General features: G+C 67.4%; 26 protein-coding genes. 16 read left to right on the top strand and 10 right to left on the bottom strand.

The features are described 5' to 3' along the window. Positions 1–28 precede the first annotated feature (28 nt). Positions 29–613 (top strand): 2'-5' RNA ligase family protein, encoded by a 585-nt coding sequence (locus tag IFJ75_RS09090; RefSeq protein WP_207932251.1) that lies wholly within the window; start codon positions 29–31, stop codon positions 611–613. Here the strand turns inward: IFJ75_RS09090 and IFJ75_RS09085 are convergent. Further along, positions 610–1,068 (bottom strand): VOC family protein, encoded by a 459-nt coding sequence (locus tag IFJ75_RS09085; RefSeq protein WP_207932250.1) that lies wholly within the window; start codon positions 1,066–1,068, stop codon positions 610–612. The genes IFJ75_RS09090 and IFJ75_RS09085 overlap by 4 nt on opposite strands. 122 nt (positions 1,069–1,190) lie before the next feature. Between IFJ75_RS09085 and IFJ75_RS09080 the strand changes: the two genes are divergently transcribed. Beyond that, positions 1,191–1,352, top strand: a complete 162-nt coding sequence (locus IFJ75_RS09080; RefSeq protein ID WP_207932249.1) for a hypothetical protein — start codon at positions 1,191–1,193, stop codon at positions 1,350–1,352. Positions 1,353–1,424: 72 nt separating this feature from the next. Further along, positions 1,425–1,772, top strand: coding sequence for an arsenate reductase (locus IFJ75_RS09075; protein ID WP_207932248.1), 348 nt, complete (start codon positions 1,425–1,427; stop codon positions 1,770–1,772). Positions 1,773–1,775: 3 nt separating this feature from the next. On the opposite strand, the gene IFJ75_RS09070 is transcribed toward IFJ75_RS09075, so the two are convergent. Further along, positions 1,776–2,015: a hypothetical protein gene (locus IFJ75_RS09070; protein ID WP_207932247.1), complete on the bottom strand. Its 240-nt coding sequence runs from the start codon at positions 2,013–2,015 to the stop codon at positions 1,776–1,778. Positions 2,016–2,036: 21 nt separating this feature from the next. Beyond that, entirely contained in the window at positions 2,037–2,534 is a 498-nt protein-coding gene (locus tag IFJ75_RS09065) for a DUF2306 domain-containing protein (RefSeq protein WP_207932246.1), read from the bottom strand. Positions 2,535–2,734: 200 nt separating this feature from the next. On the opposite strand from IFJ75_RS09065, the gene IFJ75_RS09060 reads away from it, so the two are divergent. From IFJ75_RS09060 to IFJ75_RS09050, 3 genes are read left to right on the top strand one after another with little or no spacing between them, the layout of a single operon-like run. After that, positions 2,735–3,139, top strand: coding sequence for a hypothetical protein (locus IFJ75_RS09060; RefSeq protein WP_207932245.1), 405 nt, complete (start codon positions 2,735–2,737; stop codon positions 3,137–3,139). A 24-nt stretch (positions 3,140–3,163) separates the two neighbouring features. Further along, positions 3,164–3,700, top strand: a complete 537-nt coding sequence (locus IFJ75_RS09055) for an RNA polymerase sigma factor (RefSeq protein WP_207932244.1) — start codon at positions 3,164–3,166, stop codon at positions 3,698–3,700. Next, complete coding sequence (locus tag IFJ75_RS09050) at positions 3,690–4,007, top strand: hypothetical protein (RefSeq protein WP_207932243.1); 318 nt, start codon at positions 3,690–3,692, stop codon at positions 4,005–4,007. Before IFJ75_RS09055 ends, IFJ75_RS09050 begins: the two co-directional genes overlap by 11 nt. Here IFJ75_RS09050 and IFJ75_RS09045 read toward each other — a convergent pair. Continuing rightward, on the bottom strand, positions 3,992–4,831 hold the full coding sequence (locus IFJ75_RS09045) for an endonuclease/exonuclease/phosphatase family protein (RefSeq protein WP_207932242.1): 840 nt from the start codon (positions 4,829–4,831) through the stop codon (positions 3,992–3,994). The two genes, IFJ75_RS09050 and IFJ75_RS09045, sit on opposite strands and share 16 nt — an antisense overlap. Positions 4,832–4,987: 156 nt before the next feature. Between IFJ75_RS09045 and IFJ75_RS09040 the strand changes: the two genes are divergently transcribed. From IFJ75_RS09040 to IFJ75_RS09005, 8 genes are all read left to right on the top strand, one after another. After that, entirely contained in the window at positions 4,988–5,395 is a 408-nt protein-coding gene (locus IFJ75_RS09040; RefSeq protein WP_207932241.1) for a DUF6249 domain-containing protein, read from the top strand. 28 nt (positions 5,396–5,423) lie between these two features. Then, positions 5,424–5,981: an RNA polymerase sigma factor gene (locus IFJ75_RS09035; RefSeq protein WP_207932240.1), complete on the top strand. Its 558-nt coding sequence runs from the start codon at positions 5,424–5,426 to the stop codon at positions 5,979–5,981. Continuing rightward, positions 5,971–6,390: a hypothetical protein gene (locus IFJ75_RS09030; RefSeq protein ID WP_207932239.1), complete on the top strand. Its 420-nt coding sequence runs from the start codon at positions 5,971–5,973 to the stop codon at positions 6,388–6,390. Before IFJ75_RS09035 ends, IFJ75_RS09030 begins: the two co-directional genes overlap by 11 nt. A gap of 4 nt (positions 6,391–6,394) precedes the next feature. Then, on the top strand, positions 6,395–7,231 hold the full coding sequence (gene panB, locus IFJ75_RS09025) for a 3-methyl-2-oxobutanoate hydroxymethyltransferase (RefSeq protein ID WP_207932238.1): 837 nt from the start codon (positions 6,395–6,397) through the stop codon (positions 7,229–7,231). Between the two features lie 90 nt (positions 7,232–7,321). Continuing rightward, positions 7,322–8,086 (top strand): tetratricopeptide repeat protein, encoded by a 765-nt coding sequence (locus IFJ75_RS09020; protein WP_207932237.1) that lies wholly within the window; start codon positions 7,322–7,324, stop codon positions 8,084–8,086. 11 nt (positions 8,087–8,097) lie between these two features. Beyond that, entirely contained in the window at positions 8,098–9,543 is a 1,446-nt protein-coding gene (locus IFJ75_RS09015; RefSeq protein WP_225897063.1) for a PQQ-binding-like beta-propeller repeat protein, read from the top strand. Positions 9,544–9,624: 81 nt separating this feature from the next. After that, on the top strand, positions 9,625–11,238 hold the full coding sequence (gene der, locus IFJ75_RS09010) for a ribosome biogenesis GTPase Der (protein WP_207932236.1): 1,614 nt from the start codon (positions 9,625–9,627) through the stop codon (positions 11,236–11,238). A 76-nt stretch (positions 11,239–11,314) separates the two neighbouring features. Next, positions 11,315–11,671, top strand: coding sequence for a hypothetical protein (locus tag IFJ75_RS09005; RefSeq protein WP_207932235.1), 357 nt, complete (start codon positions 11,315–11,317; stop codon positions 11,669–11,671). On the opposite strand, the gene IFJ75_RS09000 is transcribed toward IFJ75_RS09005, so the two are convergent. Beyond that, positions 11,658–12,092, bottom strand: a complete 435-nt coding sequence (locus IFJ75_RS09000; RefSeq protein WP_225897062.1) for a VOC family protein — start codon at positions 12,090–12,092, stop codon at positions 11,658–11,660. The two genes, IFJ75_RS09005 and IFJ75_RS09000, sit on opposite strands and share 14 nt — an antisense overlap. A 208-nt stretch (positions 12,093–12,300) precedes the next feature. Here IFJ75_RS09000 and IFJ75_RS08995 point away from each other — a divergent pair, with 208 nt between their 5' ends. Beyond that, on the top strand, positions 12,301–14,910 hold the full coding sequence (locus IFJ75_RS08995; RefSeq protein ID WP_207932234.1) for a TonB-dependent receptor: 2,610 nt from the start codon (positions 12,301–12,303) through the stop codon (positions 14,908–14,910). Positions 14,911–14,921: 11 nt separating this feature from the next. After that, entirely contained in the window at positions 14,922–15,764 is an 843-nt protein-coding gene (locus tag IFJ75_RS08990; protein ID WP_207932233.1) for a hypothetical protein, read from the top strand. Here the strand turns inward: IFJ75_RS08990 and IFJ75_RS08985 are convergent, their stop codons facing one another. From IFJ75_RS08985 to purF, 5 genes are all read right to left on the bottom strand, one after another. Further along, positions 15,765–16,616 carry a LytR/AlgR family response regulator transcription factor gene (locus IFJ75_RS08985; RefSeq protein ID WP_207932232.1) on the bottom strand — a complete coding sequence of 284 codons (852 nt, stop codon included), beginning with the start codon at positions 16,614–16,616 and terminating at the stop codon, positions 15,765–15,767. Further along, the gene (locus tag IFJ75_RS08980; protein ID WP_207932231.1) at positions 16,613–17,293 is read right to left on the bottom strand and encodes a DUF2306 domain-containing protein; all 681 of its coding nucleotides are present in this window, start codon (positions 17,291–17,293) and stop codon (positions 16,613–16,615) included. Before IFJ75_RS08980 ends, IFJ75_RS08985 begins: the two co-directional genes overlap by 4 nt. Before the next feature lie 77 nt (positions 17,294–17,370). After that, complete coding sequence (locus tag IFJ75_RS08975) at positions 17,371–18,126, bottom strand: SDR family NAD(P)-dependent oxidoreductase (protein WP_207932230.1); 756 nt, start codon at positions 18,124–18,126, stop codon at positions 17,371–17,373. A gap of 36 nt (positions 18,127–18,162) precedes the next feature. Beyond that, positions 18,163–18,513: a VOC family protein gene (locus IFJ75_RS08970; protein ID WP_207932229.1), complete on the bottom strand. Its 351-nt coding sequence runs from the start codon at positions 18,511–18,513 to the stop codon at positions 18,163–18,165. Between the two features lie 28 nt (positions 18,514–18,541). Beyond that, the gene (purF, locus tag IFJ75_RS08965) at positions 18,542–20,056 is read right to left on the bottom strand and encodes an amidophosphoribosyltransferase (protein WP_207932228.1); all 1,515 of its coding nucleotides are present in this window, start codon (positions 20,054–20,056) and stop codon (positions 18,542–18,544) included. Positions 20,057–20,082 lie beyond the last annotated feature (26 nt).

Genomic DNA, 20,082 nt, shown 5'->3' with positions numbered 1-20,082 from the left:
ACGACGGCTGACCCCGGAGGATTTTTCCATGCCTGACACCGCCGACCTGTTTGGAGAGGCCGAGGCGCCCAGGGCCCTGACCGACCGGCTATTCTTCGGCCTCTTCCCCGACGCCGCGACAGCCCAACGGATCGCGGCGCTGGGCGAGGATCTGAAACGCAAGCACGGGATGAAGAGCAAGGTCCACGCCGTGGACCGGCTGCATGTGACCCTGTTCCATCTCGGCGACTTTCCGGGCCTGCCGAACGATCTCGTGCGCAAGGCGACGGCCGCCGCCGAGGGCATGAAGGCGGAACCGTTCGAGGTGACCTTCGACCATGCGACCAGCTTCGCCGGACGGCCGAAGAACCGGCCCTTCATTCTGAAGGGAAGCGAGGCGGGGCTCGCCGACCTGCAAGCCTACCGTGCCGCCGTGGGGCTGGCGCTGGCCAGCCAGGGGGTGAAGACGGCGGGCGCCTTCACGCCCCACGTGACCCTGCTCTACGACGACCCGATCATCGAACCCGATCCCATCGCGCCGATCTCATGGACGGTGCGGGAGCTGGTGCTGGTGCGCAGCCTGCTGGGGCAGGGGGTGCACGAACACATCGGGCGCTGGCCGCTGAAGCCCTAGCCGGCCGCGGCGACGTCGAGGTCGGCGACCACGATCCTGCGCATCTTCAGCATGGCCTGCATGGCGCGCTCGGCCCTGGCCCGATCCGGGTCCTGCATATAGCGGGGCAGGGCCTCGGGGATGATCTGCCAGGACAGGCCGTATTTGTCCTTGAGCCAGCCGCACTGGCTCTCGGCCCCGCCGTCGGCGGTCAGGGCGTCCCAAAGCCGGTCGACCTCGGTTTGATCCTTGCACGAGACATAGAGGGAAACCGCCTCGGTGAAGGGGAAGCGCGGGCCGCCGTTGAGGGCCAGGAAGCTCTGACCCGCCAGCTGGAACTCGACCATCATCGGACTGGCGCTGACGATCCGCGAATCCTCGAACAGGCCGGCATAGAAGCGCGCGGCCTCTTCCGCATGGCTGTCGAACCAGAGGAAGGGGGTGATCTTGTTCCGGGAAAAACTGACGGCGGGCATGGGGCGTCCTCCTTGTCGTTGGAAGGATGGTATATAACCGATCAGTTAAATGAAATCCAGAGAACGCGGTGTGCAGGAACGGATCGGAAGCCCCGAGGGTTGTGGAATGACAGGAGACTCTTATGACCGACCCGACCCCTCAGACCCGAAATGCCGAAATCGAGCGTGAGGCCCAGGAACTGGAAAAGGACGTCGAAGCCCTCGAGCGGCCTGATCGCGTCATTCCGCTCAAGGACAGGGATGAAGGCGACGGCGTCGGACCCGTGACCGGCGTGGTTCCCTGACAGCGGCGTGAGCGACCGGGTGGCGCGGGCGGGCGTCCTGTCCTAAAGGCCACCGGCCTTCAGGAGCTTCAGATGACCGCCACCATGTACGGAATCCCCAACTGCGACACCGTCAAGAAGGCGCGGGACTGGCTGGGGGCGAACGGGGTGGCGTTCGAATTCCATGACTACAAGAAGGCCGGGATCGACCGGGCCTCGCTGGAGCGGTGGGTCGCCGAGCATGGCTGGGAGACGGTGCTGAACCGGGCCGGAACCACGTTCAAAAAGCTTCCGGACGCGGATCGCGTCGATCTGAACCCCGACAAGGCCATCGAACTGATGCTGGCCCAGCCGTCGATGATCAAGCGGCCGGTGCTGGACCTGGGCGACCGTCGGATCGTCGGCTTCAAGCCGGACGTTTACGCGGCCGCCCTGGGTTAGGGGCTAGCCCTCGACGCTGGTCTCGGGGCGGTCGTGGCCGTCGGCGCGTTCGGTGATCCACTGGCCCGAGGTGTTCTCGTATTCGATGAAGGCCGTTTCGTCGGGCGAGCGCTGCTCACGCGAGGCGCGCACCGCGCCGGCGCGGGCGCTGTCGTGGTCGGGGAAGGTTTCGGAGAAGGTCTCGCCCAGCTTGTAGGCCCAGCCGCCGTCGTGTTCGACGATGCGATAGGTGACCTGGGACATGCGAAACTCCTCGAGATTAAATCAGGCCACGACCGTAGCCGGTGTCGGCCGCTTGAGGAACATCAACTGTAGTGTCACGCCCACGATCAGGACGACGACGAGGCTGAGCTGGAAAGCGACGACCAGCGGCGCCTGCGGGCTGGCCGCGACCGGATGGCCGGCGGGCAGGCGGGTCAGGGTCTCGGTCACACTGGGCAGGAACAGGGTGAAGACGGCGGTGCTGAGCGCCACGGTCTGGATCCAGTCGCGGTGGCGGCCCAGGAAGGTCGCCTTGTGCACCGTGGAGCCGACGGTCAGGGAGCCGAGGCTGAGGATCGAGATGGCCACGCCCGGCGCGTCCTTGATCACCAGAACGCCCGAGATCGCCCCGATGAACATGAAGACCAGCCATGCCTTGCCGATTGCGGCCTCGGGCGTCACCCGGCCCTGACGGATCAGCATATAGAGGGCGAGCGGGACGGCGGGCAGGCTGCCCAGGGTGTGGAACCAGCCCAGGGCCGAAAGCTGGGGCAGAAGCATCGCAATCCTCCCTTGAGGCCGCGCCACGGCGGCGTTTCAGGCGATCAGCCTTGACCGTAAGCGGACGGTTATCGAGGTTCAGACCGGCGTTCGATGATAAATTCGGCGCGACTGTCGCCGGGCTGCATCCAATGCCGCGTCCGGCGCCGACTACCCTTTGAAAGCGCGGGCGATGGGCCCGGCGCGATGGGAATGAGACGATGGAACACTTCTTCTATTCGTTCTGGTGGCTGATCTTTCCGGTCGGCGGGATGATCTATGCGGCCTTCCAGAGCTGGCTGAAGCTGCGCCAGCAGAAGGCGATGATGGACCTGATCCGCAGCTATGCGGACAAGGGGATGGAGCCGCCGGAGGCCCTGCTCAAACAGCTGGACATGCCGCTGGAGCTGGACGGAGACGAGCGGGAGGCGCGGCGTGAGCGGACGCCGGCCCACTACTGGTCGCTGGTCGGGCTGTTCGCGATCCTGTCGGCGGGTTTCGGCATCGGCGCCTGGATGAACATCGACCGCGACAGCGGCGCCTTTGTGATCGTGTCCATGGTGATGGCGGCGGTGGCGGTCTGGTCGCTGATCAACGCCCTGTTGTTCCAGCGGCCGAGGCTCTGACCCTGATCAGAACGGGGCAGGGGGATGTCTATCGTAACGGACGGCGATCTGGCGCGGGCCGCCCGGGCCGGATCCGACGCGGCCTTCGGGCGGCTGGTCCAGCGGCACCAGGCGGTGGTGCGCGCCTTCCTGCGCCGCACGCTTGGAGGCGGCTGGGCCGAGGCGGACGATGTGGCCCAGGAAACCTTCCTGGCCGCCTGGCGCTCGATGCGGTCGCTGAAGGATCCGGATGGCGTGCGATCCTGGCTTCTGGGCATCGCCTGGCGGCGGGCCCAGGACCGGATCAGAAGCGCTCAGCGCGGCGCCCGGCGGGATCGCGACTGGCTGGACGCGGTGGAGACTCCCGCCGGGGTCTCACATACCGACCGGATGGCCATGGCGGCGGCCATGGGCAAACTGGCCCCCGATGTGCGGGCCTGTGTGGCTCTGTGCCTCGCCGACGGCTTCTCCAACGCCGAGGCGGCCGAGGCTTTGGGCTTGCCCCTGGGCACGGTGAAGTCGCATGTTCTGCGCGGACGGGCGAAACTCCTGAAAGCGCTCGGAGGACCCGATGACGCCTGAACATAAGATGGCCGCCCTGTTTGCCGCAGAAACGCCCCCGGCGCGGGACTTCGCCTTCGAGGCCCGGATGGTCCAGCGGATCGCCATGCGGCGGTTCTGGGCCCGGATCGCGGCCATGATTCCTCTGGCCGTGGCGGCGGCGGCGGGACTGTGGGGGCTGCAGCCCCTGGGGCCCGAGGCTGCGCGGATGCTGGAACAGGCGGGGGCGGCGACCCCGGACCTGCTGCCCGCGCTGGCGGTCGTCGGGGTGACCGGGGCGACGGCGCTCTGGCTGGTCAGGACCCTGCGGGACTATCGCCGGGCCTGACCCTGCCGCAGGCGGATGGTCGCCGACACGCCGAAATGGTCCGAGGCGTATTCGCCGCCGACGGACTGGGTGGCGAATGCCCGGGCGCTGACCGGCGCGAAGGCGTCGGCGCGGGCGAAGATGTGGTCAATGACCCGGTTCGGGTGTCCCTTGGCGGGCTTGAGAGTGGTCGCCACAGACCCGCGCGGAAGGGCGCTGAAATAGTCGGGACCGGTCAGAACCGCGAGGCCGCTGTCCTCCTGCGTCGCATTGAAATCTCCCATCACCACCAGCGGGGTTCCGTCCTGCGGCAGCCAGGCCAGAAGGTCGCCGATCTGGCGCGCCCGCACGGGGCCTGCGTCATCCTGCCAGGCCAGATGGGTGACGACCAGGTCGATCGGAGCACCGCCCTTGGCCACCCGCAGCCGGATGGCGGTGCGGTAGTCGTCGAGCGGCTCCAGCTTCTTCCAGTCGCTGGCGATGATCGGCAGGCGCGTGAGAATGGCGTTGCCGTACCGCCTGGGCCTGGCCTCGTCATCGACCGAGTGGAAGATCCATTGATAGCCCAGCGCCTCGGCGAGGGTCTGGGCCTGGTTGGGCAGGCCCACGGCGGCGTCCTGAAGCACCTCTTCAAGCGCGATGACGTCTGCGTCCTGCGCCCTCAACACCTCGACGATCAGCGGCAGGCGGGCCGGCCAGTCGCCCTGATTGTGCCAGATGTTGAAGGTGGCCAAGGTCAGGGTCGCACCGGACCCGGCCGGGGCTGGGGCCGTGACACAGGCGCAGGTCGGAGAGGCGAGGGGCGCGGCTGTCATCCCGGTCAGCAGGGTGCGACGGTTCAGCATGGCGATCCTCCTTCGAGGCGGCCGGTTTAGGCCTGTCCGCCGCCTTACGAAAGTTTCACGTCGAAAGACGCATCCGTACGGCCTCGGCCGCGCCTCTTGTTATCAGAAGGCCGGGACATCACGCTCCGGTCGCCAGTTTGAAACAGGGGTTACACCATGGACATGACGCCCATCCTGATCGTCTTCACGGTCTTTGCCGCCATCACCGCCATCATCCTCGGCCCGGGCTACTTCAAGAGCCGCGAGCGCCGGGAGCTCCAGGCAACGGTCCGCGCCGCCATCGACAAGGGCCAGCCGCTGCCGCCCGAAGTCATCGAGGCCATGGGCCGCGAGGCCACCAAGAACGTCCCGTCGCGCACCCGCGACATCCGCCGGGGCATCATCTGGCTGGCTGTCGGCATCGGTATCGCCGCCTTCGGTCTGGTCGGTGAGCTGGGCTGGAGCCACGACGGCTGGGACGGCCCCGAGCATATCGGCAATGGCCTGCTGGGCATCGCCTGCATCCCGACGACCGTCGGTCTGGCCTTCCTGGTCCTGAGCTTCTTCAACAAGAACAAGGACTGAGAGCCGGTCACGACAGGGGGAAACTGTAATGACCAAGTCCCTGATGGACTTCCATGACGTGGAGCTCGCCGCCCTCGCGGCGGCGGGCGGGCGGCGGGAGTTCGGCGAGCTGGTGCGTCGGCACGGCTCCGCCGTCCGTGCGTTGCTGCGTCGCATGGGAGCCCAGGCCGCCGAGGCCGACGACGTGGCCCAGGACGCCTTTCTGACCGCCTTCCAGCGGTGCTCCGAGTTTCGGGGCGAGGGCACCTTCGCCGCCTGGGTCAAGCGGATCGCCGCGCGGCTCTATCTGAAGCGGAAGTCGAAGGACGCCCGCTATGTCTCGGAAATCGAGACGGAAGAGGTCGCGCCGACGATCGACACGCCCGGACTGGTCGACCTCGACGAGGCGCTCAAGTCGCTGAACGAGACCGAGCGGCTGTGCGTTTCTCTCTGTCACGGGGCGGGTATGTCCCATCCCGAAATCGCGGCCGCCATGAATCTGCCGCTTGGTACGGTGAAGTCTCATGTCAAACGTGGTCTGGATAAACTCCGCGCCCGGCTTCGGCCGGAACCGCCACTCTCCGGGAGAGCTTCGCATGTCGGTTGATGAGTTCGATCCCGAGATCGAGCGCCTGTTCGCCCGAACCCCGCACATGGCCGATGCGCCGCTGTTCGTCGCCGATGTGGAGGCCAGGCTGGCTTCGAGCTCGCGCGTCCGGACCCTGGCCCTGACCCTGGCGGGGCTGGTCGGCGGAGCGGTCGCGGTCAATCAGGCCATGCACGTCAACATCAACTTCGCCTCCAGCGATGCGCCGGTCGCCGGCCGGGCGCTGGGGCAGGGGTTGCAGGCGGCCAGCGCCGGGACCGAGAACGCGGTCCAGTCGTTGCTGGACCAGGTTGGCCTCGCGAATGTGTCGCTTGGGTCGATGAGTGGAATGCAGCTATTCTGGATCGCGACGGCAGCGCTGATCGCGCTGGCCGCCGCCGGTGTGATGAAACTGTCCCAGGAAGCGTAACCCCATGTCGAGCCAGAAGCAGGAAACGGTCCGCCGTCTCGCCGCCCCGGACATCATGAAGCGAAAGGGCGGCGAGCCGATCGTCTGCCTGACCGCCTATGACGCCCCGACCGCGGCGCTTCTGGACGATCACTGCGACCTGCTGCTGGTCGGCGACAGCGTCGGCATGGTGGTGCACGGCCTGCCCAACACCGTCGGCGTGACCATGGAGATGATGATCCTGCATGGCCAGGCGGTCATGCGGGGCTCGAAGAAGGCCATGGTCGTGGTCGACATGCCGTTCGGCTCCTACGAGGGCGGCAAGGAAATCGCCTACGAAAACTGCGCGCGGATGATGAAGGAGACCGGGGCGCAAGGGGTGAAGCTGGAAAGCGGCCCCACCGTCCCGGAGACCATCGCCTATCTGGTCCAGCGCGGCATCCCGGTCATGGGCCACGTCGGCCTGCGGCCCCAGGCGGTGCTGACCGAGGGCGCGTTCAAGGCCAAGGGCAAGACCGACGATGAGCGTCTGCGGGTCATCGCCGAGGCCGAGGCCACCGCCGATGCGGGCGCCTTCGCCATCGTCATCGAAGGCACGGCCGAGGGCGTCGCGCGCGAGATCACCGAGGTCATCGACAAGCCCACGGTGGGAATCGGCGCCTCGGCCGCCTGCGACGGTCAGATCCTGGTGACCAACGACATGCTCGGCATGTTCGACTGGACGCCCAAATTTGTCCGGAAGTACGCCGATCTGCGCGCGGAAATCGACCGCGCGGCCGCAAGTTACGCCTCTGACGTCAAAGCCCGCCGTTTTCCTGCCGAAGTCGAGACCTACTTCTCGAAAAAGCCGGCTTCGCAATAACGCGCTTCTGTTGAGACGCGTTGCGGGAGCGACGTTGACCCACTAGGGTCCGCGCGGTTTTGCCGATTAGCTTTCTGGGGCGACTTTTCCGTGGTTGATGTCTTCGAGCAGGTCGAGGAGGAGCTTCGCTCCGATCGATACAAGCGCCTTTTCCTGACCTGGGGTCCGATCGTCGGCGGCATCCTGCTGCTGGCCCTGATCGGCGCGCTGGGCTGGTGGGGCTGGGATTCGTGGCAGAACTCCAAGGCGGACAAGGCCTCCGTGGCCTATGACCGGGGTCTCGAAGCGCTGCAGCAGGGCAATGCCGCCGGCGCCGGCGCAGCCTTCCTCGAGGCTCAGAAGGAAGGCAACGGCGCCTATAAGGCTCTGGCCCTGCAGCAACGCGCGGGGCTCGCCGTCCAGGCCAACAACCTGACCCAGGCCGTCGAGCTGTTCGATGAAGCCGCCAAGGCCGCGGGTGATCCGATCCTCAAGGACACCGCCGCCTACAAGGCCGCCCTGATCATCCTGGACACCGGCACGACCGAAGACGCCATCAAGCGCCTGACGCCGCTGGCCGCCGAAGGCCGCCCGATGCGTCCGTTCGCCCAGGAAGCCCTGGCCATGGCCAACCTGCAGGCCGGCAAGCCTGCCGACGCCCGCGTCCTGTGCGTCCAGCTGACGCTCGGCCAGGACGTCCCCGACTCCGTTCGTCAGATGGCCCAGCAGTGCATCGACGCCGTCGACACCGGCGCCGCGGCCAATGTGAACGACATCATCAAGGCCCAGAAGGCCCTGCCGCCGGTGACCGCGCCGTCGGCCCAGGCCCTGGCTGGCGCTCAACCCCAAACGGCCGCTCCGGCTGCCGCACAATGACGGATCGCGCCTTGAAGACGACGCACATGACCCGCGCCCTGAAGATCGCCCTGATCGGCGGTCTGGCGGTGACCGCCGCCTCCTGCGCCGCCCAGCGCCAGATGCTGCCCTTCGGCCTCGGCGGCAAGAAGGCCCCGACCGCCGTCGCCACCGCCGGACAACGCGTCTCGGTGCTGGAGTTCGAACAACAGCTGGCCCCGTCGGCCGCCCTTTCTGGTCGCGACTTCTTCCTGCCCGGTCCTCAGGCCGCCAACAGCTGGCCCCTGCCGGGCGGCACCGCCGAGAACTCGGTCGAGCACGTCATTGCCGCGGCGGATTTCACCGTCGCCTGGAAGCGCGACATCGGCGCCGGCTCCTCGAAGACCCGCCAGGTCATGGCACCGGTGGTCGCTGACGGCGGCAAGGTCTTCGTTCTGGACGGCGAATCGACCGTGACGGCCGTGGACGCCGGTTCGGGCGAGGTCCTGTGGAAGCACAACGTCAAGCCGGAGGGCCGTGAGCGCGGCGAAGGCATTCTCGGCTTCAACATCCGCATGGGCGGCGGTTCGTCCCTGACCGGCGGCTTCGGCGGCGGCGTCGCCGTCGGCGGCGGCAAAGTCTTCGTGGCCTCGGGCTATCGCACCATGTCGGCGCTCGACGCCGCCACCGGCGCCGTGGTCTGGACCGTGCCGGTCGACAGCCCGATCCACGGCGCGCCCACGGTCGCCGGTTCGCGCGTCTATGTCGTCGACATCGACAACCAGATCATCGCCTTCAATACCGCCAACGGCCAGCAGGAATGGTCCTATCGCGGCATCGCCGAACCGGCCCGCATCATGCGCGCCTCGTCTCCGGCGGTGGTCGGTGACACGGTCGTGGCCCCGTTCTCGTCCGGTGAAGTGGTGGCGCTTCGCGCCTCCAACGGCCAGGCCGTCTGGAACCAGGTTCTGTCGCGCACCAGCCGCACCAGCGCCCTGTCCGAAATCCGCGACATCGCCGGCCGTCCGGTGGTCTCGCGCGGCTTCGTCTACGCCGTCAGCCATTCCGGTGTGATGCAGGCGATGGATATCCGCTCGGGTACGCCGAAATGGACCCTGCCGGTCGCCGGCGTCAACGCGCCCCTGCCGGCCGGCGACGTGGTCTATGTCGTGTCCAAGTCGGGCGAGCTGACCCTGATCAACCGCGACTCGGGCGCCGTCTACTGGACCAAGGACCTGAACGTCGGCCGCGTCCGCAAGGAAGGCGGCGTGTTCGGCTGGTGGGACCACACCGTCCATCCGGAATGGTCGGGTCCGATCCTGGCCTCCAACCGCCTGATTCTGGTCAACTCCGACGGCGAGGCCGTGGCCTTCGATCCGAAGACCGGCGTCCAGACGGCCGCGATCAAGCTGGGTGCGGCGGCCTACGTCGCCCCGGCCGCCTACAACGGCGCGCTGTACGTTCTGAACGACAAGGGCCAGCTGGTCTGCATCCGCTAGGAACCTTTCGAGGGTCCACTGTTTCACTTCTTCGGGCGGAGGCGCTGACGCTTCCGCCCGAAACACGTTAGAAGGCCAGTCATGGCATTGAAGGTCGCCATCGTCGGCCGCCCCAACGTGGGCAAATCGACCCTGTTCAACAGGCTGGTCGGAAAGCGCCTCGCGCTGGTCGACGATCGCCCGGGCGTGACCCGTGACCGTCGCTATGCCGACGGCAACATCGGCGACATGGACCTGACCCTGATCGACACCGCGGGCTATGAGGATGTCACCGACGACAGCCTCGAATCGCGGATGCGCGAACAGACCGAGGCGGGCATCGAGGACGCCGACGTCATCCTGTTCATGATGGACGCGCGCGAGGGGGTGACCTCGCTGGACGAAATCTTCGCCGAACGCCTGCGTCGTCAGGACAAGCCGGTCATCCTGCTGGCCAACAAGTCCGAGAGCCGTGAGAGCGGTGGCGGCGTCGGTGAGGCCTATAGCCTGGGCTTCGGCGAGCCGGTGGCCATCTCGGCCGAGCACGGCGAAGGGATGGCGGACCTGTACGCCGCCCTGGTCACGGCCAGCGCCGACATCTTCATCGAAGAGATCGACGAGCCCGACAAGCCGATCCGCATCGCGATCATCGGCCGTCCCAACGCCGGCAAGTCGACTCTGATCAACCGCCTGATCGGCGAGGACCGTCTGCTGACCGGGCCCGAGGCCGGGATCACCCGCGACTCCATCTCTGTCGACTGGGAATACGAGGGCCAGAACATCCGTCTGGTCGACACCGCCGGGATGCGCCGCAAGGCCCGGGTGCAGGAGAAGCTGGAAAAGCTGTCGGTCGCCGACACCATCCGCGCCATCACCTTCGCCGAGGTCGTCGTCGTGGTCATGGACAAGGACAACGCCTTCGATGTCCAGGACCTGCAGCTGGCCGATCTGGTCGAGCGCGAGGGCCGGGCGCTGGTCTATGTCGCGTCCAAATGGGACCTGGAAGAGAACCCGCAGGCGCGCATGGCCGAGCTGAAGCGGATGGCCGACGACAAGCTGCCTCAACTGAAGGGTTCGCCCTTCGTCGCCCTGTCGGCCCACTCGGGGCGCGGCGTCGAGCGGCTGATGCCGGCAGTGCTCAAGGCGCACGAGCTGTGGTCGGTCAAGGTCAAGACCAAGGACCTCAACGACTGGCTGTCCATGGCTACCCAGAGGCACCCGCCGCCCGCCGTGGACGGCAAGCGCATCAAGACCAAATACATGGCCCAGACCAAGGCCCGGCCGCCGACCTTCGTGCTGTTCGCCAGCCGGGGCGGCAATCTGCCGGACCACTATCTGCGCTATCTGACCAATTCGATCCGCGAGAGCTTCGACCTGCCCGGCGTGCCGATCCGGCTGACGGTCAAGGGCGGCTCGGAGAACCCCTATGCGGCGGGCGGCGCCAAGTCCGGCCCCGAGCGCTACAAGGGCGACGCCAAGACCGCGCCCCGCAAGGTGCGCAAGAAGGAAGAGGAAGAGTCTCACCTGCCCGGCAAGGCGCTGGAGCAGAAGAAGACCCGCGTCGCCAAGCCGCGCGTCATCAGCGGGGTGAAGGCGTCCTCGTCCAAGAAGGCCGGCTCCTCGGTAGCGATCCAGAAGGGCGCGCGCGGCGGGGCGAGACAGGTCTCGCGCTCGGGCCGTATCCGCACCGGCCAGAAGCACGCGCCGAAGAAGTAGGGGGCTTCCAAGCTTCACCTTACGGTTGACCGGCGCCTCGCCCTCGGCAAGATGACGCCGGTCAGTGGAGGGGCTTATGGGCATTTCATCGGGTTTGATCGCAGTCGCACTTCTGGCGGTCGGGTTGCAGGAGGCCGCGCCGCCGGAGCCGGCCTGTGTCCCGCCAGAGGTTCCGGCGGTCGAACGGACGGTGAAGCCCACGCGTCCGGCGACCCCGTCCTGCGTCAATGAGGCGACCCACCGCCACACCTGCAGCAACCGGGTCATCACCACCTATGAGGCGTCCATGGACGCCTATGGCCAGGCCTTCGACGCCTATATCGCGACGATAAACGCCTATGTGCAGAAGCTCAGCGCCTATGCCCAGGCGGCCAATGACTATGGTCAGTGCGAGCAGCGGATCGTCGTGCCGACCCGGATCATCGAGCCCTGAAACCTAGTCCGCGAAGCTCACATAGCCCTCGGGCGAGATGGGCGGGGTTGAAGGCGATTTCCCAGGCGTGGCCGTCCGGGTCGGCGACATAGCCGTTGAGGCCCCCTTGCGGCGGTTCCTGCGCCGCCCGCAGAATCGCACCGCCCGCCGCCGCCAGCCGATCCATCAGCGGCTCGACGTCATTCTGCGCGCTGACGTTGTGGGCCAGGGCGAAATCGCCTGACGTATTGGCCACAGGCCGCGCCGAATCCGTCGCCAGGGCCGTCCGGAGCCAGGTCCCGAGGACGAAGCCGTTCATCTGGTAGAAGACGACCTCGCCATTGTCGAAAACGGGCGTCCAGCCGAAGCCCTCGGCATAGAAGCGCTTCGAGCGGGCCACGTCGTCGATCCCGAGCGTGACCACAGACATCTGTTGTTGCACGGCTTCTCTCCCTTAAGCCCGATCAACGGGCGGATCGGGGAGCCCGTTCCAGCCTGATAGACGGCGTTGCCGGATTGATCCGCCCGCCCGCCCAACCGTCTTTTCGTCGTCATCGGCTTTTGACCGAACGGCCATCGACCTGTGTCGGAACTGAATCCCGGCCGCCCTAGGAGCGCCCTGTTGCACTGCACCAAGAAGGGGGCTTCTCATGCGCAATTTCCATTCGGTTCGTGGCCTCGCGGCCGGTCTTCTCGCCACCAGCGCCCTGTGCGCGCCGGGTCTGGCCTTCGCCCAGCAAGCGGCGCCCGCTCGGGATGGCGAGGCCTCCCAGGTCGATGAGGTCGTGGTCACCGGCCAGCGCGCCGCCGTGCGCGCCGCCATCGCCGTCAAGCGCGCCGAGTTCGAGGTGATGGACGCGGTCTCGTCCGACGACATCGGCAAGCTGCCCGACCACAACACCGCCGCCGCCCTGCGCCGCATTCCCGGCGTCTCGGTTCAGGAAGACCAGGGCGAGCCGCGCTTCCCGGTCCTGCGCGGCCTGACCTCGACCTACAACCGCACCACCATCGACGGCGCCATCGTCGCCTCGGTCGACGAAGCCGCTCGCACCGTACCCCTGGACATTGTCCCCTCGGTCATGGCCGGCCGGGTCGAGGTCATCAAGACGGTGACGCCCGAGAACGACGGCAATGCCATCGGCGGCGTGATCAACATCACCACTCGCAGCGCCCTGGACGTGGGCCGGCCGTTCTTCAACGGCATGGCCTCCTACGGCGTCTATGAGCAGAACGGCGACGTCCGCAACGACGAGCCGTCCTATCGCCTCAGCTTCGCCGCCGGCAAGACCTTCGGCGCCAATGACGAATGGGGCGTGGTCGTCGGCGCCAGCCACGAACAGCTGGATTACGACATCCCGCAGATGGAGGTCGCCGACCCCTCGGTGCGCGAATACACGGCCGCCGGCGTCCCGGTGAACTCCGGTGCACCGACCGGCAACGGCATCCAGGTTCCGACCCAGTCGCGCCTGTTCTGGTACAACAACACCAAGACCCGCGACGGTGTGAACGGCAAGATCGAGTGGCGGCCGAACGCCAGCTTTCACTGGGAAGCCTCGGGCCTGTGGGCGCACATGGAGGACGACGAGGAGCGGATCGAATACCGCATCGAGCCCGTCGGCAACGTCACCAACCAGACCGCGACCAGCGGCGCCTTCGCCAGCGGTCGCGGCATCATCGGTCTGAACCAGCCGATCACCAAGCGTGAGATCAGCCTGGCCCGCACCGCCTTCCAGTGGGACGCGACCAGCCAGTGGGCGATCGACGGCTCGCTGGTCTATTCGCACGCCAAGATGGAGCAGCCGAACACCTCGGTCACCTTCACCACCCGCGACGCCCAGGCCGCCAACTACGGCTTCAGCTATGACACCTCGGGCTTCTTCCCGGTGTTCACGCCACGCACCGCGGGCCTGACGACCGCCTCAAGCTACTTCCTGACCCAGTATCGCGACAGCCTGGTCCAGTCGTTCGAGAACACCACCCAGGTCAATCTGAACGCCGCCTTCGATGACGGCGGCGCCGACCGCAATCTCAAGGCCAAGGTCGGATTGGCGCTGCGCACCAGCGACCGCGACTATCAGAGCGCCCGCACCGACTATGCCAACAGCGCCTTCAACTTCGACTCCGTCGACCGGCCGGGCCCGAGCGCGCTGATCCACGGCAATCTGGTCTGGGCGCGGATCGACGTCGCCTCGACCTACGACTACTTCAACGCCAATCGCTCCAGCTTCACTCGCATGGTCGCGGCGCGGTCGGGCGACTATTCGGTCAGCGAGGACGTCTCGGCCGCCTACGGTCAGGCCAGCTATCGGGTCGGGACCTTCACCGCCCTGGCCGGGGTTCGTTACGAGGAGACCGAGGTCTCGGCCGACGCCTTCAGCGTCCGCTCGGGCGTGATCACCCCGGTTTCGAACGACGGCGACTACGGCAACTGGCTGCCGAGCGTGCACCTGCGCTGGGACTTGATGGACAACCTGACCCTGCGGGCCGCCTGGACCAACACCATCGGCCGTCCGAATTTCGGCTCGCTGGCCGGGGCCGAGAACGTCACCGTGACCGGCGGCGTCTACACCATGTCGCGCGGCAATCCCGACCTGAAGCCGCGCGAGAGCGAAGGCTTCGACCTGTCAGCGGAGTTCTATCCCCACGACGGCCTGATCTCGGTCGCGGTCTTCTCCAAGGAGATCGCCAACGAGATCTTCACCCTGACGTCGCAGGAACAGATCGAGCTCGACGGACAGGTTCGCGATGTGACGGTGACCACGCCGCGCAACGCCAGCGGCGCCTCGATCCGCGGCATCGAACTGGCCTTCCAGCAGGAGCTGTCCATGCTGCCGGCGCCGTTTGACGGCTTCGGCGTCAGCGCCAACGCCACCTTCTTGGACACCGACTTCACCTTCCTGACCAACGGCGGCGCGGTGGAGCGCCATCACTCCCTGTTCCTGCAGCCCGGCACGACGACGAACGAGTCGATCTACTATCAGCGCGGTCCGTTCGAGGCGAAGATCTCGCACAACTACATCGGCGGCTTCCTGGAGACGGTGAACGACACCATCCCCAACGCCGACCAGTTCTGGAAGGGCCGTCACCTTTACGACGCCTCGGTCAGCTGGCGCACCGATCGCGGCGTGACCGTCTTCTTCGAGGCCCAGAACCTGTCGAACTCGGGCCGTCAGGAGAACACCGGCCCGGGTGCGCGCTACCTGCAGGAATCGGCCGAGTATGGCCGGACCTTCTGGGTCGGTCTGTCGGCTGCCTTCTGAGGACACGGACGATGATCGTTTCGGCCTTGTTCGCCTTGGCCTTGTCCGGAGCCGCGCAAGCGGCTCCTGTGCAGGCGGCCGTTCCTGCTCCGGCCGCCCCGCAGCATCCGCCCATCCCGCTCGCGGGTCAGGCGGAGACACTGCGCCGCTACGACGCCCACGCCAGCCAGGGCGTCGCCGTGGGGCCGAACGACGTCTATGCCGTGTCCAACTTCACCCTGGCCCGCTTCGACAAGGCCACGGGCGAGAAGAAGGCCGAGTGGGTGGGGGAGCGCAGCCGCTATCCGCACATCAACTCCTGCACCCTGATTGAGGCCCAGCTGGTCTGCGCCAGCTCCAACTATCCGGCGGTCCCGCACGTCTCGACGGTGGAATTCTTCGATCCCGTGGACCTGCACCACATCCGCAGCGTGGCCCTGGGCCTCGGGACCGGGTCAGTGACCTGGGTGGAGCGGCACGACGGCTTCTGGTGGGCCATGTTCGCCAACTATGACGGTCGGGGCGGCGAGGCGCCGCGCGATCATCGCCACACCACCCTGGTCAAGTTCGACGACCAGTGGCGCCGGCTCGAGGCCTGGGCCCTGCCGGCCTCGATTCTCGACCGGATCACGCCGATGAGCATCTCCGGCGGCGGCTGGGGGCCGGACGGGCGGCTCTATTTGAGCGGTCACGACCTGCCGGAGCTCTATGTCGTCGCCATTCCCAACGGTGGCGGGGTGCTGGAGCACATCGAGACCTACGGCATGGAGGCCGAGGGTCAGGCCATCGACTGGGACGAGAGCACGCCGGGCATGCTGTACGGCATCACGCGCTCCAGCCGCGAGATCCTAGCCATGCGGGTGCCGCTTCGCTGATCAGCTTCGACCAAGGCGTCTGAGGACGGCGTCGCGATAGCTCCGGCTGATCACCAGTTCCGCGCCGCTGTCGAGGGTGGCGCGCCAGGCGCCGTCGGCCAGCGGCCTCAGTTCGGCGACATGGGCCAGATTGATCAGGGTCGAGCGGTGGACGCGGGCGAAGCCGGCCGGCGCCAGCCGCGCCTCCAACTGCTGCAAGGGCTCGCGCAGCAGCCCCTCCTGATCGCGCCAGTGAACGACGGCGTAGTTTCCGGCCGAGGACACCCATTCGATCTCGGCGGGCAGAACCGGGGCCCGCCCGCGTCCGACCGAGACGATCAGGGGCGTGGGCGCATCCGGCGCGCGGGCGGCGATGGCCTGTTCGGTGCGGACGGCGTCTAGAGCGGCCCGGAGCGCTTCCATCTCGCGACGCTGGAGGTCGGTGCGTCGCCACCAGGCCGCGGCCAGTCCGGCGGCGGCGAGGGCGGTGTAGAGCAGGATGGCGACCGGCAGCCGGTCGATGGCGCGGGCGGCTATCTCGCCCCAGGACCAGTCGGCATGGCGCATGGCCTGATCGATGCCGGTCGATATCAGGGCGGCGAGGGGCACGATGGGAACGATGAGGATCGCCAGGATTCCCATGCTCTTCGCCCGGTCGCCTAGCAGGCTGAGGATCGCCCAGACCATCACCCCGACCGCCACCCAGGGCGAGAACAGGAGCGCCGCCCAGCCGATGGACTCCGTGACGTCGAGGCCGAAGTCGCGCCTGAGGAACCACGCCGCCGACACCGCCGTGGCGCCGTAGCTGTAGAGCGCCAGACCGGCCATCAGGGCCGGGAAGGGCAGGGCTTTCAATCGCAGGCGGGGCCTCATGCCGGGACGGGAACCCGACGCTTGCGAACCAGCAGGCTGACCAGCCAGATCAGGCTCAGCGACTGGAAGACGACCGTCGGCCAAAGGGCGCTCCAGGGCGAGGGAATGAAGGTCAGGAAATTGCCGGAAAAGGCCGACAGCACCGCGCTATAGGCGCCCACCATCTTCCAGAGATGCTCATAGGTCCACAGTTCGGGGCTAAAGGGCCAGTCCGTGGGGCGCGCGAACCGCCACAGGTCCCAGCCGCCGATCGACAGCGACCCATAGGCTAGGGCGATCAGGATCTGGGGCGGCGTGTCCTGATGGCCGGTCAGAGCCAGCCAGACGCTGAACAGCCCGATCCCGACGGCGCCCAGGGTGGCGATCCAGTCGATGGGTTGGGCGCGATCCGAGGCGCGCAGGTCGGGCCGCTTTCGCCCCAGCACCCGCAACCCAGAGAACAGCCCCAGCGACGCGGCCGAGGACAGGGCGAGGAAATAGGCGTTCGGCCTCAGCGCCGTCATCCCCCAGGCGCAGACCAGAAGCGTGGACATCAGGACGGCGAAGACCCGGCCAGAGAGCCTGTGCAGGCGCGAGCCCTTGCGGGTCAGGATGGGCAGGGCGCCGACCACGACGGCGCCGAGGCCCGTGCTGATGTGGACGATCAAAAGCGGGAGGAAGGGATCGGGAAGGGTCATGCCTGACCCGTGACCCGCCGACTCGCCTGCGCCCAGTCCCGTGGGACGAACGGCGGCCTGACGTGACGAAGGTCGGCCTAGACCAGGGCCTCGCCCGAAATCCCCTCGCGCCATTCCTTGAAGGAGACGGTCAGGGGCGGCGTCAGGTCGGGGCGCGCCAGTTCGACGATCAGGGGGGCGAGCTCCGACGGGTGCGGCACGGTCTCGGGATCCTCGCCGGGGAAGGCCTGACCGCGCATGGCGGTGCGCATCCGTCCGGGATCGAGGACCGAGACCCGCATCGGCGTGGATTCGATCTCGTCGGCCCAGGCCTTCATCATGGCCTCGGCGCCCGCCTTGGTCGCGGCATAGGCGCCCCAGAAGGCGCGTGGCGTGGTCGCCAGGCTGGAGGTCAGGTGGATCACGCGACCGGCGTCCGACAGGCGCAGCAGCGGCTCCAGCGAGCGGATCAGGCGGAAGACCGAGGTGAAATTGGTCTTCTCGATCTTGGCCCAGCCGCGCGGGTCAAGATGGGCCACGGGCGTCAGGCCGGCGGCCCCGAGGGTGGCCGCCGCATTGACCCAGATGTCCAGCTTGCCGAACCGCTCGAAGATGGCGCCGCCCAGCCGATCGATGCCGCCGCCGTCAACCAGATCGAACGGAACGAGGGTCGCGTGTCGACCCGTCTCGCGGAAGATATGGTCGTCCAGCTCTTCCAGCCCGCCCTGCGTCCGGGCCGTGGCGACGACGTGGGCACCGGCGCAGGCGAGGGCGAGAGCGCTCTCATAGCCGATCCCGCGCGAAGCCCCTACAACCAGGGCGATACGGTCTTTCAGGGGCTGGGCAAAAGTCATGGCGCGCTGATAGCGCGGCGGCGCTTCAGGCGAAAGTCAGAACCCCGGCCCAGGCTGCCAGAGGCTGAAGCTGAAGCCTTGGTCGTCGCAGACCGTGCAGGACAGGCCGGTGGCGCTCTCCGCCGGAATAGCGGCCTTCCCGCCCAGTTCGACGACGCGGGCGCAGGCGGCCGTGATGTCGGGCACCTTGAAATAGAGGTTGGTCTCACTGGCCGGGTGCTCGGCCTTCACGAAGCCGAAGGCGGGGTCGCTGTCGGCGACATGGGCATAGGTCGACTTGGACGCGTCCCCGTCGAAGCTCCAGCCGAACAGGCCGCTGTAAAAGGCCTTGGCCTTGCCGATGTCGGCGGTGTCGAGCGTGAAATAGCCGAGCTGAACCTGGGCCATGGGCGTCCTGTGCTTAAGCTTGCAGGACCTAAGCGCTCACCAGCAGCGAAAGTTGCCGACCGACGGCGTCGCGGCCGCCTTCCTCGATTTCCCGGTCCACCAGACGGGTGGGGTAGTCGCCGGTGAAATAGTGGTCGGTGAACTGCGGGTGGGCGCTGTTGCGGCCCGTCTCGCCCATGGCCTTGTAGAGACCGTCGACCGACAGGAAGCCCAGCGAGTCGACCTCCAGCATCTCGCGCATCTCTTCCATGGTCTTGTTGGCGGCGATCAGTTGGTCCCGCTCGGGCATGTCGATACCGTAGAAGTCGGGATAGAGGATCGGCGGGCTGGCCGAGCGCAGGTGAACCTCGGTCGCACCGGCCTCGCGCACCGCGCGGACCAGCTTCACCGAGGTTGTGCCGCGCACGATAGAGTCGTCGATCAGAACGACGCGCTTGCCTTCGATCACGGCCCGGTTGGGGCTGTGCTTCATGGCCACGCCCTTCTGTCGGGCGCCTTGGCTGGGCTGGATGAAGGTGCGGCCCAGATAGTGGCTGCGGATGATGCCCATCTCATAGGGGATGCCGCTCTGCTCGGCATAGCCGAGAGCCGCGGGGACGCCGGAGTCGGGCACCGGCACGACCACATCGGCTTCCACGCCATGCTCCAGGGCCAGGCCGTGGCCCATGCGCTTGCGCACGCCATAGACCGAGCGGCCGTTCACGACGCTGTCGGGGCGGGAGAAGTAGACGTATTCGAACAGGCAGGGACGGGCGGCCCGCGCCGGGAAGGGCTTGATTGAGCGCAGGCCCTCATGGTCGATGACGATGACCTCGCCATGCTCGACGTCGCGCACGAAGGTCGCGCCGATGGTGTCCAGCGCGCAGGTCTCGGACGCCAGCACCCAAGCCTCGCCGACCTGGCCCAGCACCAGCGGGCGAATGCCCAGCGGGTCGCGGGCGCCGATCATCTTGGTGCGGGTCTGGGCGACAAGGGCGTAGCCGCCCTCGATCCGGGCCAGGGCGTCGATGAAGCGGTCGACGATCTTGGCCTTACGGCTGCGGGCGATGAGGTGGAGGATGACCTCGGAGTCCGAGGTGGACTGGAAGATCGATCCCTCGCCGACCAGCTGGTTCCGCAGATAGTGGAAATTGGTCAGGTTGCCGTTGTGGGCGATGGCGATGCCGCCCTGGTCCAGGTCAGCGAACATCGGCTGGATATTGCGCAGGAAGCTGCCGCCTGCAGTGGAGTAGCGGGTGTGGCCCACGGCCGCGGGCCCGGGCATCCTCTCCTTCAGGTCCGAGCCGCCGAAGGCCTCGCCGACGTGGCCCATGTGACGCTCGGTGTGGAAACGGGCTTCCTTGACCGCGGCGATGCCGCAGGCTTCCTGACCGCGATGCTGCAGGGCGTGCAGGCCCAGCGCCACGATGGAGGAGGCCTCGTCATTGGATGCGCCCCAGACGCCGCAGACGCCGCATTCCAGACGCGGATGGTCGTCATCCGCGTCTCGATGGTGCTCGCGGTGAACGACCGGAGCGGAGATAACGTGATCAAGGCTGCTCATCGTGGGGCTCCGATGATAGCGGGAAA

Source organism: Brevundimonas goettingensis, assembly GCF_017487405.1.
GTDB classification, from domain to species: Bacteria; Pseudomonadota; Alphaproteobacteria; order Caulobacterales; family Caulobacteraceae; genus Brevundimonas; species Brevundimonas goettingensis.
Note: the sequence above shows the minus strand (reverse complement) of the source record. Positions and strands in the feature narration are given on the sequence as shown.